Origin of the sequence: uncultured Pseudoteredinibacter sp. (assembly GCF_947502065.1) — a bacterium.
In the GTDB taxonomy this organism is placed as follows: domain Bacteria; phylum Pseudomonadota; class Gammaproteobacteria; order Pseudomonadales; family Cellvibrionaceae; genus Pseudoteredinibacter.
Genome location: NZ_CANMYE010000046.1, coordinates 1 through 248 on the forward strand (window position 1 = coordinate 1; position 248 = coordinate 248).

The window sequence follows — 248 nt, forward strand, 5'->3', positions numbered from 1 at the left end:
TCTGTTGCCGTTGCACCTTCAGCCAATGCAGCGGCACCAGCACCTGGGGTATAAGTGTAAGAACCATCAGCTTGAAGGGTTAGAGAACCCAGCGAACCTGCAATAGCCGTATTAACACCACCGGAGATATCACCGGTTTGTGTGCCAGCAACTACACCGGTAATGGCTGCTACATCGGCGCCATCCACATCAGCACCACCAACATCGGTTCTAACATTACCGGTTGCGTTGGTAACAGCATCGGTTGC

The 248-nt window shown here is 52.8% G+C and carries 1 protein-coding gene; it reads right to left on the bottom strand.

Annotation, left to right across the window (positions count from 1 at the left end; translation table 11 throughout):
• Positions 1–248, bottom strand: a 248-nt coding sequence (locus Q1A41_RS20305; protein ID WP_299982999.1) for a VCBS domain-containing protein, incomplete at both ends; no start/stop codon positions are given.